Below are 14862 nucleotides of genomic sequence, written 5' to 3'. Positions count from 1 at the left end.
TACGACGCGTCTCGGCGTGTCGGGTGGAAAACCTGGTAACTCGTACGCCTGTTCTGGTAGATGGTACGTCCTCCTCGAACCCGTGTTCGAGGGGTTCGGTGGTCTGCCGGGTCGGTCAACCGTCCGGGTCGGGCTGGCCGGACGGCCGGTAACCTCCCCGGCGTCCGGTCGGTTGGAGCTGTCGACCCCCGGGGGCGGCGACGGGCCCGGGGTGGTGGGCCCGGGGGTGGTGGGCCCGGGGTGGTGGGGCGGTTCGGGCGTGACGCGCCGGACAGTCGGGCAACTTGACCCGACCCGGCCGGCGGCCTACGGTCGACCCCTAGATGTAGTAGTCACACGGGCGTAAGTTGCCCACAGGTTGGGTTCGACTACCCACCGCACTCCCGTATCGTCGACCACGGCGAGACCGGCGACACCGGTTGCGCCGGGTCGACGCGTGCCCGGAGGCGGGCGGGCGGGCCCCACAGTCGATCAAGGAGGTCGGGCGATGCGGTGTCCGTACTGCCGGCACGCCGACTCCCGGGTGGTCGACTCGCGCGAGGCCGACGACGGCCAGCTGATCCGGCGGCGGCGCTCCTGCCCGGAATGCGGCAAGCGGTTCACCACGGTCGAGGAGGCCGTCCTCGCGGTGGTCAAGCGCAGCGGGGTGACCGAGCCGTTCAGCCGGACGAAGATCATCGGCGGGGTACGCAAGGCGTGCCAGGGCCGGCCGGTCGACGAGGACTCCATCGCGCTGCTGGCGCAGAAGGTCGAGGAGACCGTCCGGGCCAAGGGAGCTGCCGAGCTGCCGAGCCACGACGTGGGACTGGCGATCCTGGGCCCACTGCGCGACCTGGACGAGGTGGCCTACCTGCGCTTCGCCAGCGTCTACCGCTCGTTCGACTCGCTGGCCGACTTCGAACGGGAGATCGAGACCCTCCGGGCCGCCGCACAGGCCCGTGTCGACGCGGCCGGGGCCGCCGACCGTACCGACTGAGTCTTTCACCAAGTGACGACCTGGATTTCGACAGTGACGACGCGTGGCGGGTGGCCGCGCAGACGAGGGGGCCGATGAGATGGCGGGGGACGGCGTGACAACAAGCCGGACGCGGGCGGCGAAGAACGGCGCGGCGACGGGGCTGAAGGTGCAGCGGGTCTGGACGACCGAGGGCGTGCACCCGTACGACGAGGTGGCGTGGGAGCGCCGCGACGTCGTCATGACCAACTGGCGGGACGGCTCGATCAACTTCGAGCAGCGCGGGGTGGAGTTCCCCGAGTCGTGGAGTGTCAACGCGGCGAACATCGTCACCACCAAGTACTTCCGGGGCGCGGTGGGGACCCCGGAACGGGAGTGGTCGCTCAAGCAGCTCATCGACCGGGTGGTCAGCACCTACCGGGCCGCCGGTGAGCAGCACGGCTACTTCGCCAACCCGGCCGACGCGGAGATCTTCGCGCACGAGCTGACCTGGATGCTGCTGCACCAGGTGTTCAGCTTCAACTCGCCGGTCTGGTTCAACGTCGGCACCCCGTCGCCGCAGCAGGTCAGCGCCTGTTTCATCCTTGCCGTGGACGACTCGATGGACTCCATCCTGGACTGGTACAAGGAGGAGGGGCTGATCTTCAAGGGCGGCTCCGGCTCCGGGGTCAACCTGTCGCGCATCCGGTCGTCGCGTGAGCTGCTCTCCTCCGGTGGCACCGCCTCCGGCCCGGTCAGCTTCATGCGTGGCGCGGACGCCAGCGCCGGGACGATCAAGTCCGGCGGTGCCACCCGGCGCGCGGCCAAGATGGTCATCCTCGACGTGGACCACCCGGACATCGAGGAGTTCGTCACCACCAAGGCGCGCGAGGAGGACAAGATCCGCGCGCTGCGGGACGCCGGCTTCGACATGGACCTCGGCGGCAACGACATCGTCAGCGTCCAGTACCAGAACGCCAACAACTCGGTGCGGGTCTCCGACGAGTTCATGGCGGCGGTGGAGAACGGCGGCGGCTTCGACCTGCGGGGCCGCCTCGACGGGCAGACCATCGAGACCATCGACGCGCAGAAGCTGTTCCGTACCATCGCCCAGGCCGCCTGGGAGTGCGCCGACCCGGGCCTGCAGTACGACGACACGATCAACGACTGGCACACCTGCCCGGAGACCGGCCGGATCACCGCGTCGAACCCGTGCTCGGAGTACCTGCACCTGGACAACTCCTCGTGCAACCTGGCCTCGCTCAACCTGATGAAGTTCCTCCGCGCCGACGGCGGCTTCGAGGTGGAGAAGTTCGTCCGGTCGGTCGAGTTCGTCATCACCGCGATGGACATCTCGATCTGCTTCGCCGACTTCCCCACCGACAAGATCGGCGAGACCACCCGCGCCTACCGGCAGCTCGGCATCGGCTACGCCAACCTCGGCGCGCTGCTGATGGCCTCGGGCCTGCCGTACGACTCGGAGCAGGGCCGGTCGGTGGCCGCGGCGATCACCTCGCTGATGACCGGCACCGCGTACCGCCGTTCGGCCGAGCTGGCCGCGATCGTCGGCGCGTACGACGGCTACGCCCGCAACGCCGAGCCGCACAAGCGGGTGATGCGCAAGCACGCCGCCGCCAACGACGCCATCAAGCCGGCCGGCACCGTCGCCACCGCCATCGCGCGGGAGGCCACCAAGCAGTGGACCGAGGGCAACAAGGTCGGCGACCGGTACGGCTGGCGCAACTCGCAGGCCGCCGTGCTGGCGCCGACGGGCACCATCGGCCTGATGATGGACTGCGACACCACCGGGGTCGAGCCCGACCTGGCGCTGGTGAAGTTCAAGAAGCTGGTCGGCGGCGGCTCGATGCAGATCGTCAACCAGACCGTGCCGCGCGCCCTGCGCAGCCTCGGCTACCCCGAGGAGCAGGTCGAGGCGATCGTCGAGCACATCGCCGACCACGGTCACGTGGTGGACGCCCCCGGCCTCAAGCCGGAGCACTACCCGGTCTTCGACTGCGCGATGGGCGAGCGGTCCATCGCCCCGATGGGTCACGTGCGGATGATGGCGGCCGTCCAGCCGTTCATCTCGGGTGCCATCTCCAAGACGGTCAACATGCCGGAGCAGGCCACCGTCGCCGACGTCGAGAAGATCTACTTCGAGGGCTGGAAGCTGGGCCTGAAGGCGCTGGCGATCTACCGGGACAACTGCAAGGTCGGCCAGCCCCTCTCGGTGGCCAAGCCGAACAAGACCGCCGCCCCGGCCGCCGTCGAGACGCCGGCCCCGGCCGCCGTGGAGAAGGTCGTCGAGTACCGGCCGGTGCGTAAGCGGCTGCCGAAGAAGCGTCCGTCGGAGACGGTCTCCTTCTCCGTCGGCGGCGCGGAGGGCTACCTCACCGCCTCGTCCTACCCGGACGACGGGCTGGGTGAGGTCTTCCTCAAGATGTCCAAGCAGGGCTCGACCCTGGCCGGGGTGATGGACGCCTTCTCGGTGGCCATCTCCATCGGCCTGCAGTACGGCGTCCCGCTGGAGACGTACGTCAGCAAGTTCACCAACATGCGCTTCGAGCCGGCCGGCATGACCGACGACCCGGACGTGCGGATGGCAGCCTCGGTGATGGACTACATCTTCCGGCGGCTGGCGTTGGACTTCCTGCCCTACGAGCGTCGTGCCGAGCTGGGCATCTTCACCGCCAAGGAGCGGGCCGCGCAGCTGCGGGCCGAGGCCGATGCGGAGATGAGCGGCACGGACCTGACCGCGATGGCGTCCTCGGCCCCGGTCGAGGTGACCGAACCGAAGACCGGCCCGCTGGCCCAGCCGGCCCAGGAGTTGGCCGAGGTGGCCGCCGCCAAGCCGGCGCCCGCCGTGGGCTCCTCCACCGAGCTGCTGGAGGCCGTGATCGGCAAGGCCGCCGACGCGCCGCTCTGCTTCACCTGCGGCACGAAGATGCGCCCCGCCGGCAGCTGCTACGTCTGTGAGGGCTGCGGTTCCACCAGCGGTTGCAGCTGACGTACGCGTCGCACGAAGGGCCGGCGCCCGTCGGGTGCCGGCCCTTCCGCGTCCCGTCTTCATGATCGACCCCAGTGGGGCGAGGTAGCGGCACCGGTCCTACCCGGACGCCGCTACCTCGCTCCCGTCGCGCAGATCACGCCGACGGCGGCGCACCGGGGGCCGCGCCGGACGGGATGATCGGGGCATGACCACAGCCGACCGGTACGTCGAGTTCGCCACCAGGGAGGCGCACGGCGTCTCACCGTCGTACGAGCGACTGGCCCACGCGGTCGCCCGGGACAGCAGCCTGCTGGCGCTTCTCGACACCCTGCCGCCGGCCAAACGCCAGCCGAATCTGCTGTTCGCCGTGGTCCGACTGTGCGGCGGTACGGTCGAGGACCCGGCCGCGTTCGGCGAATTCGTCAGGGCCAACTGGCCGGTTGTCGCGGCGGAGATCCGGGCCCGGGCGACGCAGACGAACGAGGCCGGGCGTTGTGCCGTCCTCCTGCCGGTGCTGGCCTCGTTGCCGCAGCCACTCGCCCTGCTGGAGGTGGGCGCGTCGGCAGGCATGTGTCTCTACCCCGACCGGTACGCGTACCGTTACGGCGACCGTCTTCTCGGCACAGGTACGCCGACGCTCGACTGTGCGATCACCGGCACGACGCCACCGACTCGCCTGCCCGAGGTGGTGTGGCGGGCCGGCCTCGACCTCAACCCGCTCGACGTCACCGATCCGGACGACATCGCTTGGCTGGACGCCCTCATCTGGCCGGAGAACGGGCACCGCCGCGAGCGGCTGCGGGCTGCTGCGGCTGTCGTCGCGGCCGACCCGCCGCTGCTCGTCCGCGGTGACCTGGTCGACGACCTGCCGGAGGTGGCGGCACTGGCCCCGTCCGACGCGACCCTCGTGGTGTTCCACAGCTCGGTGCTGTACCTGGTGCCACCGCCGCGCCGCGCCGCGTTCGTCGAGGTGGTGAGCGGTCTTTCCGGCCACTGGATCGCCAACGAGGACCCGGCGGTGCTGCCCTACCCGGGTCTGCCGGGGCAGCGGGACGACACGCTGCACAACGTGCTCGCGCTCGACGGCACGCCGCTTGCCTGGACCCGCGGCCACGGCCAGGCGCTCACCTGGTTCGGGGAGCCGGTGGGCTGAGCAAACCGCACCGCTGCGACGATCCCTGACTCTGCGCGACTCGACCAGCGGGGCCTGCCGGCCGGGCGCGGGGATCCGCAGACCCGCACCAGGGGTGGGGGAGCGAGCCCTCCTTACACTCACCGGGTGAGTGGGCAACGACGTCCGTTGGCGGGCCGGCCGCTGACCGAGCCGCACCCGTCCCGGCTGCCGCCGGAGCACCCCGACCGGGCGCGGATCCTGGCCGCGCACGCCGCCGCGCTCGCCGCCGGGGACGCCGGGTATCCCGACCCGGCCACCGGGCTGTTCGTCCTCAGCGCCGGGTTCCTGGCCCGGCGGGGCACCTGCTGCGGGCGTGGCTGCCGGCACTGCCCGTACGTCGACGACTAATTAGGCTGTCCCGGCGGCCCGCCCCACCGCCGACTGATGATCGGCACGGCCCGGGTGTTCTGGGTGGCGATGGTGGTGCCGGGGCCGCTCTACTGCGGACCATGCGTGACCTCCCGCCCACCTGACGCCGCCGGGCGACTGCCCGGGTCTTCCGTCCGACAGTGCCAACCCGTACGGTTTCCGACGGACATCGGCGGATCTCCCGCCGACGATCACGGAGGTGTGCCCGTGCACGGGCGGATCTGGCTCGCCGGGGCGGGCGTGCTGCTGACCACGGGCTGCGGGGCGTCGGAGCCCGACCCGGTACGGCTGCCGGCGGGGGAACCTGTCGTCGTCGAGGTGGGTGCCGCCTCGTCCGGTGGGGCGTGCCGGCTGCTCGACTTCGCGGTGATCGAGGAGCACACCGGCGTCCGCTTCGACGTGGCGGCGGCCAGCGAGCGGGGTGATACCCGTACCTGCGTGGTGCGGGCCACGGACACCACCTGGCCGGAGCTGACCCTGACCGTGACCGACACCTCGATCGACGTGCCGACCTTCACCGCTGACGTGCTGCCCGAGGGGGCGACGAAGGTGTCGAAGCTGGGCCAGGCCGGCTACCGGCGGACCGGCGCGAAGACCGCGAAGCACGGGCCGACGGCCGAGGTGGGCTGGTTGGCCGCGGAGGACCGGCTGGCCATGCTCCGCTGGACCTGCCCACCGGCCGAGGACCGGGCGACCGCCGGTGCGGTGGCCGGCCACCTGGTCGACCTGGCCAGGAAGCTCGACACCCGGTCCCTGTAACCCCCGTCCGGGCCGACGGCGACCCGAGCCGAGTCCGATCCCAGCCCGGACCGGCGGCGACGGGGTCCACCCCGGCCCGGCGCACGCCGGTGGCGGCCCGGGGTCAGTGGGCGGCGACGAACACCCGGGAGGCGACCTCGCGGGGCAGCCGGACCCGTTCGCCGGAGCGGTCGATGAACACCCCGTCGCGTTCCTGGGCGACGGTGACCGTGGCACCCGGGTCGACCCCGGCGGCGTGCAGTTGCCGCAGCACGTCGGCGTCGGTCTGCACGCTTTCGCAGATCCGCCGGACCACCACCGGGCCGGTCAGCCCGGGGAAGGCGAGGTTGCGTTCACCCTCGGCGTGGTCGGTGGCCTCGGTCTCCGGCGAGCCCAGCTCCTCCAGGCCGGGGATCGGGTTGCCGTACGGCGAGCGGGTGGGTCGGTTGAGCAGGTCGTAGACCCGCTTCTCCACCGCGTCGCTCATCACGTGCTCCCACCGGCAGGCCTCCTCGTGGGCCTCCTCGTAGGGCATCCCGATCACGTTGACCAGCAGCAGCTCGGCGAGCCGGTGCTTGCGCATCACCGACACGGCGGTGCCCCGGCCCAGGTCGGTGAGCGCCAGGTGCCGGTCGCCCTCGACGGTGAGCAGCCCGTCGCGTTCCATCCGGGCCACGGTCTGGCTGACGGTGGGCCCGCTCTGCCGCAACCGCTCGGCGATCCGGGCACGCAGCGGCGGCACCCCTTCCTCTTCGAGTTCGAGGATGGTGCGCAGGTACATCTCGGTCGTGTCCACTAAGTCATGGCTTTTCACATTCGCCCCTTTTGTCCGAAGGCGGCGAAGGTAGCTTCGCGCTCAGTGGTGTCGACCCGGTCATGCTTCACGTCAGCGGCCTCCCGGTGGTCGATGCTACCCCGGTGTACGAAGATCGACCTGCGCCGAATCGCGAGGTCGGTGCCCCGATGGTGTTGACTGGACGTCATGTCCGGTACCGCTACCCCCCTGATCGAGCCGGACCGGCTCGCCACCGAGCTGGCCCGCCCCGACCCGCCGACCCTGCTGGACGTCCGCTGGCGGCTGGTCGGCCCTCCGGGCCGCGACGACTACACCGCCGGCCACCTGCCCGGGGCGGTCTTCGTGGACCTGGACACCGTCCTGTGCGGTCCGCCCGGCCCGGCGGGCCGGCACCCGCTGCCCGAACCGGCCGCGCTCCAGGCCGCGCTGCGGGCCGCCGGTGTCCGCGCCGGTCATCCCGTGGTGGTGTACGACGACGGCGACGGCCTGGCCGCCGCCCGCGCCTGGTGGACGCTGCGCTGGGCCGGCCACCGGTCGGTACGGGTGCTGTCCGGCGGCTGGCCCGGCTGGCTCGCCGCCGGCCTGCCCGGCACCGTCGAGGTGCCCACCCCGCAACCCGGCGACGTCACCGTCACACCGGGTGGGCTGCCGGTGCTGGACGCCGACGACGCGGCCCGGCTCGGCGCGGCCGACGACGGTGTGCTGCTGGACGTCCGGGCCGCCCCCCGCTACCGGGGCGAGACCGAGCCGATCGACCCGGTCGCCGGACACGTGCCGGGCGCGGTCAACCTGCCCGCCCCCGAGTACGTCACCGAGGGCCGCTACCTGACCGCCGAGGCGCTGCGGGACCGGTTCGCCGCCGCCGGGGTGCGCGCCGACCAGCCGGTGGGGGCGTACTGCGGATCAGGGGTGACCGCCGCGCAGACGGTGCTGGCGTTGCACCTGGCCGGTCGGCCGGACGCCGCGCTCTACGTCGGATCGTGGAGCGGCTGGGTCGCCGACCCGTCCCGCCCGGTGGCCACCGGCCCGACACCAGCCGGTTGACCAGCACGCCTGGTGGGCGACCGGTGACCCGCGTGCGACGATGACCCCATGTCGGACGACACGCTGGTGGTGTGGGACGAGTCCCTGCTCGACTACGACATGGGGGAGCACCCGCTCGACCCGGTCCGGGTCGAGCTGACCGTCGCGCTGGCCCGGGAGCTGGGCGTCCTGGACCGGCCGGGCGTACGGCTGATCCGGCCCGAGCCGGCCGACGACGCGACGCTGACCCGGGTGCACCTGCCCGACTACCTGGCGGCGGTCCGGACCGCCCCCCGCGATCCGCTCTTCGCCGGCTACGGACTGGGCACCTCGGACAATCCGGTCTTCGACGGGATGCACGAGTCCAGCGCGCTGATCGCCGGGGCGACGGTGGCCGCCGCCGAGGCGGTCTGGCGGGGCGAGGCCCGCCGTGCGGTCAACGTGGCCGGTGGGCTGCACCACGCCATGCCCGACCGGGCCGCCGGGTTCTGCGTCTACAACGACCCGGCGGTGGCCATCGCCCGCCTGCTCGACCTGGGCGCCGAGCGGGTCGCCTACGTCGACGTGGACGTGCACCACGGCGACGGTGTGCAGGAGGTCTTCTACCACGACCCCCGGGTGCTCACGGTGAGCCTGCACGAGACCCCGCTCGCGCTCTTCCCCGGCACCGGGTTCCCCGACGAGACCGGTGGCCCGGGGGCGCAGGGCAGCGCGGTCAACGTGCCGCTGCCACCGGGCACCGACGACGCCGGCTGGCAACGCGCCTTCCACGCGATCGTGCCGTCGGTGCTGCGGGCGTTCCGACCGCAGATCCTGCTCACCCAGTGCGGTGCCGACGGGCACCGGCTCGACCCCCTGGCCGACCTGCACCTGTCGGTGGACGGGCAACGGGCCACCTACCTGACGTTGCGGGCGCTCGCCGACGAGTTGTGCGACGGCCGCTGGGTGGCCACCGGCGGCGGCGGTTACGCCCTGGTGGAGGTGGTGCCCCGGGCCTGGACGCACCTGCTCGCGGTGGCCACCGGCGACCCGCTCGACCCGGCCACCCTCACCCCGCCCGACTGGCGTGCGCTGGCCGCCCACCGGCTGCCCGGCCGGGACGTCCCGCTGCGGATGACCGACGACGTCGACCCGTCACACCAGCCGTGGCAGCCGACCGGTGAGCCGAACTCGGTGGACCGGGCGGTGGCGGCCACCCGCAAGGCGGTGTTCCCGCTGCTCGGGCTGGACCCGTACGACCCGCGCGACTGAGCCGGGGACCTGGGGAGGGACCGGACGTGGTGACCACTGTCGACCAACCGGTGGACGTGCTGCTCAGCGACGGCAGCACCGTCGGCCTGCGACCGATCCGGCCGCAGGACGCCCCGGAGATCGTCGCCATGCACGGGCGGTTCTCGGAACGCACCCGCTACCTGCGCTACTTCTCGCCGTACCCGCGTATCCCGGAACGGGACCTGCGCCGCTTCGTCACCGTCGACCACCGGGACCGGGAGGCGTTCGTGGTGCTGGTCGGCGACCGGATCGTCGCCGTCGGCCGGTACGAGCGGCTGGGTCCGGCGGCCCCCGAAGCCGAGGTGGCGTTCGTGGTGGAGGACGCCCACCAGGGCCGGGGGATCGGTTCGGTGCTGCTGGAGCACCTGGCCGACGCGGCCGGCCGGGCCGGCATCGGGCACTTCGTCGCCGAGGTGCTCCCCACCAACGGGGCGATGCTGCGGGTCTTCGCCGACTTCGGCTACCAGGTGCAACGGCAGTTCGCCGACGGGGTGGTGCACCTGACGTTCCCGATCGCCCCGACCGAGGCGACCCTGGCTGTGCAGCGGGGTCGGGAGCACCGCACCGAGGCGCGGTCCATCGCCCGGCTGCTCACCCCGCGCGGCGTGGCCGTCTACGGGGCCAGCGCCACCGGTCAGGGGGTCGGCGCGGCCGTCCTCGGGCACCTGCGCGACGGCGGCTACCCGGGGGCGATCGTGCCGGTGCATCCGAGCGCGCGCACGGTGGCGGGGCTGCCCGCGTACCCGTCGGCAGCCGACGCCGGAGTGGACGTCGACCTGGCGGTCGTCGCGGTGCCCCCGGACGCGGCGGCGGGGGTGGTGGCCGACGCCGCCGCTGCCGGCGCGCACGGCCTGGTGGTCATCTCCGCCGGTTTCGCCGAGGCCGGACCGGCCGGCGCGGCGGCCCAACGGGCCCTGGTCCGGGCGGCGCACGCCGCCGGCATGCGGGTCGTCGGCCCGAACTGCCTGGGCGTGGCCAACACCGACGGGCGGGTACGCCTCAACGCCACCCTGGCCCCGGTGCTGCCCGCCCCCGGACGGGTGGGTTTCTTCAGCCAGTCCGGCGTGTTCGGGGTGGCGCTGCTGGCCGAGGCGCAGCGCCGGGGGCTGGGCCTCTCGAGTTTCGTGTCGGCCGGCAACCGGGCCGACGTGTCCGGCAACGACCTGCTCCAGTTCTGGCAGGACGACCCGGGCACCGACGTGATCCTGCTGTACCTGGAGACCTTCGGCAATCCGCGCAAGTTCGCCCGGTTGGTGCGCCGGATCGGCCGGGACAAGCCGGTGGTGGCGTTGGCCTCGCTGGCCCGCCCGGTCGGGTCCGGCGTCGCACCCACGCTCGACGAGGCCGCCGTCGGTGCCCTCTTCGCGCAGTCCGGGGTGATCCGGGTGGACACCGTCGCCGAACTGCTCGACGTCGGGACGCTGCTGGCCAACCAGCCGCTGCCCGCCGGTGGCCGGGTCGGCGTGGTCGGCAACTCGTCGGCGCTGACCGGCTTGGCGGCCACCGCCTGCGCGGGGCAGGGTCTCACGGTCGCCGCCGGCTACCCCCACGACGTCGGCCCGCACGCCGGTGCCGCCGCGTTCACCGCTGCGCTGGCCGGTGCCGCCGCCGACGACGGCGTGGATGCGCTGGTGGCGGTCTTCGCCCCACCCCTGCCGGGGCAGCTCACCGTCGAGGAGGCGGACTTCACCGCCGCCGTGGCGGCGGCGGTGACCGGCGGCAAGCCGACCGTGGTGACGTTCCTCGCCGGCCGGGTGCCGGTCGGGCTGCCCGCGTACCCGAGCGTGGAGGAGGCGGTGCGGGCGCTGGGCCGGGTCGGCCGGTACGCCGACTGGCTGCGCCGGGACCCGGGCACGCCACCGGAACTGACCGGGGTGGACCGGGCCGCCGGGCAGGCCGCGCTGCGCGGTGACGCCGCCGACGCGGCGGCGCTGCTCGCCGCGTACGGCATCGAGGTGGTCGGCTCGGCCCCGGCCGGCACCGTCGACGAGGCGCTCGCCGCCGCCGGGCGGCTGGGCTGGCCGGTGGCGTTGAAAGCCGCCGCGCCCGGCCTGCGGCACCGCCTCGACCTGGGCGCCGTCCGCCTCGACCTGGCCGACCCGGTCGCGCTACGCCGGGCGTACGCGGACCTGGCGGCGGCCTTCGGCGCGGACGTCCTGGTCCAACCGATGGTGCCGCCGGGGGTGGCCTGCGTGGTGGAGCTGCGCGAGGACCCGGCGTTCGGGCCGGTCGTCGGCTTCGGGCTCGGTGGGGTCGCCACCGAACTGCTCGGGGACCGGGCCTGGCGGGCGGTGCCGTTGACCGACCGGGACGCCGCCGAACTCGTCGACGAGCCCCGGGCGTCGCCGCTGCTGCACGGGCACCGGGGTGCTGACGCGGTGGACCGGGCGGCCCTGGCCGACCTGCTGTTGCGGGTGGGCCGGCTCGCCGACGAGCAGCCCCGGGTGCGGTCGCTCACCCTCAACCCGGTGCTGGCCCGCCCGGACGGCGTGTCGGTGCTGCACGCGGCGGTGGGGGTCGGCACGGCCGGGGCCCGCCCCGACACCGGCCCGCGCCGGCTCTGACCGTGCCCGCTGCCGGCTCCGGCTCTGACCGTGCCCGCTGCCGGCGGGCGCTGACCGTGCCCGCTGCCGGCGGCGCTGACCGTGCCCGCCGGCGGCTCCGGCGGTGACGAGACCCCGGACAGCGGGCAGGCCCCCGGCGAACCGCCGGGGGCCTGCGCCGAACCGTCCCGCTCAGCAGGCGTACGCCTCCAGCCGCTGCGCCCGCTCCGGGTCGCGCAACTTGAGCAGGGTGACCTTCTCGATCTGCCGGATCCGCTCCCGAGACAGGCCGAACTCCTTGCCGACCTCGTCGAGGGTGCGCTGCCGGCCGTCGTCCAGGCCGAACCGGAGCCGGATCACCGCCTGCTCCCGCTGGGAGAGGGTGGCGAGCACGATGCGTACCTCGTTGCGCAGTTCGCCGTTGGCGGCCGCGTCACCCGGCTCGGTGCGCTGGTCCACCGAGGCGACGAAGTCACCCAGGGCGCTCTCGCCGTCCTCGCCGACGGCCTGGTCGAGGCTGACCGGCTCCCGGTCGTACGAGATCAGCTCGATGACCTGGAACTCGGGGATCTCCATCGCCCGCGCCACCTCGGAGACGATGGGCTCGCGACCCAGCGTGACCGACAGCTCCCGGCGGACCCGGACCATCCGGTTGACCTGCTCGACCATGTGCACCGGGATGCGGATGGTGCGGGCCTGGTCGGCCATCGCCCGGGTGATCGCCTGCCGGATCCACCAGGTGGCGTACGTGGAGAACTTGTAACCCTTGGCGTAGTCGAACTTCTCGACCGCGCGGATCAGGCCGAGGTTGCCCTCCTGGATCAGGTCGAGGAAGGCCATCCCCCGCCCGGTGTAGCGCTTGGCGATGCTGACCACCAGCCGCAGGTTGGCCTCCAGCAGGTGGTCCTTGGCGGCGCGGCCCTCCCGGGCGATCAGGGCGAGGTCGGCGCGCAGGTCACCGGAGACAGGGGTGCAGGTGGACAGCTTCTCCTCGGCGAACAGCCCGGCCTCGATCCGTCTGGCCAGCTCCACCTCCTGGGCCGCGGTGAGCAGTTTGGTCCGGCCGATGCCGTTGAGGTAGGCCCGGACCAGGTCGGTGGAGACCCCGCGCTCGTCGGTGGCGTCGAGGTCGGTGAGGGCTTCGGTGCCGTGCTCGGCGTCGATGGTGGTGGCCGGGCGCGTCTTGTTATCGATCATCTGCAGGGCCATCTCTGTGTCTCCCCGTGTCTGCTTTCGGTGTCGCCTACCGGCGCCATCGGCTCCGGTGATGGACAGCTTTCCAACCGGGACGTGAAACGGGGGTGAGGCGATCGGGGACCCGACAGCAATCTGGTCGGATGCGGGGTGGGTCGTCGGCGGTCTTGCCAGGTCCGGCTACCGTGCCAGCGTCGGCCATCGGGGTCGGCGATGCGACAGGCAATGGAGGACGTGGTGGTCTTCAAACGGCTCATGCAGTCGATGGGGGTGGGCGGTCCGTCGGTGGAGACCGTGCTCGCTAATCCGAACTGCCGTCCCGGCGGGGTGCTGGAGGGGCGGGTCCACGTGGCCGGCGGCGACCACGCCGCCGACATCGAGTACGTGGCGCTCGGCCTGGTCACCCGGGTCGAGGTGGAGAGTGCCGACTCCGACTACGAGACCACCCAGGAGTTCGCCCGCCAGCAGGTCACCGGCCCGTTCCGGCTGGAGGCGGGGCAGCGCTACGACATCCCGTTCCGGTTCGCCGTGCCGTGGGAGACCCCGCTGACCGACCTGTACGGCCACCGGCTGCACGGGATGACGATGGGGCTGCGTACCGAGCTGGAGGTGGCCCGCGCAGTCGACAAGGGTGACCTGGACGCGGTGTCGGTGCACCCACTGCCGGCTCAGGAGCGGCTGCTGGAGGCGCTGCTGCGGCTGGGCTTCCGGTTCGCCCGCGCCGACGTCGAGCGCGGCCACATCTATGGCGTACGGCAGAGCCTGCCGTTCTACCAGGAGATCGAGTTCTACCCCGCCCCGCAGTACGCCGGAGCGATCAACCAGCTGGAGGTCACCTTCGTCACCGACCCGCACCAGGTGCAGGTGGTGCTGGAGATGGACAAGCGGGGTGGCCTGTTCACCGAGGGTCGGGACGCCTTCGGCCGGTTCACCGTCGACCACGCCACCGCCGATCGCACCGACTGGGCCGCCCAACTCGACGGCTGGCTCCGCCAGTCCCTCCAACGCCGAGGCCTCTTCTCCTAACCCACCCCACACCACCCCGCTCACCCCAACCCCCACCCACCCCCCACCCAACCCGCCCCACCCCGCCCTGCTCGCCCCGCTCCGCCCCGCCCTGCTCGCCCAGCCCCGGCTCGCCCAGCCCCGGTGATCAAGAAGTTTGCGTCACTTTGAAGATCGAACTTGACGCAAACTTCTTGATCACCGGGGCTGGGGGCTGGGGGCTGGGGTGGGGTGGGGGAGGGGGATGGGAGGGAGGGAGGGGGCAGGGTCAGAGGTCCAGGAGGAGGGTGCGGGGGCCGGTGTTGGTGCTCTCGACGAGCATGTGGGTGCGGAAGCGGCCCGTCTCGACCGTCGCGCCCCGGGCGCGGAGCGCCTCGACCACGGCGGTGACCAGCGGTTCGGCCACCTCGGCGGGGGCGGCGGCGAGCCAGCTCGGGCGGCGGCCCTTGCGGGTGTCGCCGTAGAGGGTGAACTGGCTGACCAGCAGGATCGGGGCACCGGTGTCGGCGGCGCTGCGTTCGTCGTCGAGGATGCGCAGCTCGTGCACCTTGCGGGCCATCGTCCGGGCCAACTCGGGGGTGTCGGTGTGGGTGATGCCCAGCAGCACCAGCAGGCCGTCGGTGATCGCGCCGACCACCTCGCCGTCGACGGTGACGCTGGCCCGTTCGACCGTCTGCACCACCGCCCGCATCAGCCGGTCACCGCTTTGACGATGCCCCGTTCGACCGGGCGCATCAGTTGGTCACCGCTTTGACGATGCCCCGTTCGACCGCCCGCATCGGGATGCCCCGTTCGACCGCCCGCATCGGGATGCCTCGCTCGACC

General features: G+C 72.9%; 12 protein-coding genes. 9 read left to right on the top strand and 3 right to left on the bottom strand.

The genetic code is table 11. The features are described from left to right. The first annotated feature begins 487 nt into the window (after positions 1-487). The 5 genes from nrdR (at position 488) to AB0C22_RS26930 (ending at position 6225) form a co-directional block, all read left to right on the top strand. Positions 488-976, top strand: coding sequence for a transcriptional regulator NrdR (gene nrdR / locus AB0C22_RS26950; protein ID WP_208569561.1), 489 nt, complete (start codon positions 488-490; stop codon positions 974-976). A gap of 79 nt (positions 977-1055) precedes the next feature. Further along, positions 1056-3941: a vitamin B12-dependent ribonucleotide reductase gene (locus tag AB0C22_RS26945; protein WP_357537773.1), complete on the top strand. Its 2886-nt coding sequence runs from the start codon at positions 1056-1058 to the stop codon at positions 3939-3941. Between the two features lie 187 nt (positions 3942-4128). Then, positions 4129-5076 carry a DUF2332 domain-containing protein gene (locus tag AB0C22_RS26940; protein ID WP_357537771.1) on the top strand — a complete coding sequence of 316 codons (948 nt, stop codon included), beginning with the start codon at positions 4129-4131 and terminating at the stop codon, positions 5074-5076. A 126-nt stretch (positions 5077-5202) separates the two neighbouring features. After that, entirely contained in the window at positions 5203-5445 is a 243-nt protein-coding gene (locus AB0C22_RS26935) for a DUF5522 domain-containing protein (protein ID WP_208569556.1), read from the top strand. A 228-nt stretch (positions 5446-5673) separates the two neighbouring features. After that, positions 5674-6225 (top strand): hypothetical protein, encoded by a 552-nt coding sequence (locus tag AB0C22_RS26930; RefSeq protein ID WP_219468640.1) that lies wholly within the window; start codon positions 5674-5676, stop codon positions 6223-6225. A gap of 103 nt (positions 6226-6328) precedes the next feature. On the opposite strand, the gene AB0C22_RS26925 is transcribed toward AB0C22_RS26930, so the two are convergent. After that, positions 6329-7018, bottom strand: a complete 690-nt coding sequence (locus AB0C22_RS26925; protein WP_208569554.1) for a metal-dependent transcriptional regulator — start codon at positions 7016-7018, stop codon at positions 6329-6331. 168 nt (positions 7019-7186) lie between these two features. Between AB0C22_RS26925 and AB0C22_RS26920 the strand changes: the two genes are divergently transcribed. Genes AB0C22_RS26920 through AB0C22_RS26910 form a run of 3 tightly spaced genes read left to right on the top strand, consistent with a single transcriptional unit; the run spans position 7187 to position 11859 of the window. Further along, on the top strand, positions 7187-8044 hold the full coding sequence (locus AB0C22_RS26920) for a sulfurtransferase (RefSeq protein ID WP_219468643.1): 858 nt from the start codon (positions 7187-7189) through the stop codon (positions 8042-8044). Positions 8045-8092: 48 nt separating this feature from the next. Then, positions 8093-9274, top strand: a complete 1182-nt coding sequence (locus AB0C22_RS26915) for an acetoin utilization protein AcuC (RefSeq protein WP_208569552.1) — start codon at positions 8093-8095, stop codon at positions 9272-9274. 29 nt (positions 9275-9303) lie between these two features. After that, on the top strand, positions 9304-11859 hold the full coding sequence (locus tag AB0C22_RS26910) for a GNAT family N-acetyltransferase (protein ID WP_357537768.1): 2556 nt from the start codon (positions 9304-9306) through the stop codon (positions 11857-11859). A gap of 171 nt (positions 11860-12030) precedes the next feature. Here the strand turns inward: AB0C22_RS26910 and sigB are convergent, their stop codons facing one another. Further along, positions 12031-13035, bottom strand: coding sequence for an RNA polymerase sigma factor SigB (gene sigB, locus AB0C22_RS26905; RefSeq protein WP_219470791.1), 1005 nt, complete (start codon positions 13033-13035; stop codon positions 12031-12033). Between the two features lie 234 nt (positions 13036-13269). Between sigB and AB0C22_RS26900 the strand changes: the two genes are divergently transcribed. Beyond that, positions 13270-14058, top strand: coding sequence for a sporulation protein (locus AB0C22_RS26900; RefSeq protein WP_219470793.1), 789 nt, complete (start codon positions 13270-13272; stop codon positions 14056-14058). 247 nt (positions 14059-14305) lie between these two features. Here the strand turns inward: AB0C22_RS26900 and dtd are convergent, their stop codons facing one another. Then, a complete protein-coding gene (gene dtd, locus AB0C22_RS26895; protein ID WP_357537766.1) occupies positions 14306-14728 on the bottom strand; it encodes a D-aminoacyl-tRNA deacylase in 423 nt (140 codons plus the stop codon). Positions 14729-14862: the final 134 nt, after the last annotated feature.

Origin of the sequence: Micromonospora sp. NPDC048894 (assembly GCF_040649765.1) — a bacterium.
In the GTDB taxonomy this organism is placed as follows: Bacteria; Actinomycetota; Actinomycetes; order Mycobacteriales; family Micromonosporaceae; genus Micromonospora; species Micromonospora antibiotica.
This window is presented reverse-complemented; position numbering and strand designations above follow the sequence as displayed.